Here is a 264-nt window from a genome sequence, read left to right on the forward strand (position 1 = left end):
CGTCAGGCGGGTATACCGGTTTTCGTACATGACGCTCGGGTCGTGGCGGATGGCGCGCAGGCTCCACCGGAGCGGGACGCCTTTTGTCGCGGACAAGGACAACCCCTGGGAGCGGATGTCAAAATCCAGGAGGTATTCCCCCGGACGGATCGTATAGCGGTATTCCAGGAATTGCCGGGGGCCTGCCATCGCCTTCATGGAGAGCACGCTGTTCTCCCCTTCCCGGCTCAGGGTGGGTTCAAAAAAGAGGTCCCGCGTATTGAG

Annotated in this window: 1 pseudogene; it reads right to left on the minus strand. The window is 61.4% G+C overall.

Going from position 1 to position 264, the window contains the following annotated elements:
- Positions 1-264, minus strand: a pseudogene (locus ACRHNM_RS17045) (membrane protein insertase YidC); the annotation flags it as partial.

Origin of the sequence: Psychroserpens mesophilus (assembly GCF_050617655.1) — a bacterium.
In the GTDB taxonomy this organism is placed as follows: domain Bacteria; phylum Bacteroidota; class Bacteroidia; order Flavobacteriales; family Flavobacteriaceae; genus Psychroserpens; species Psychroserpens mesophilus_A.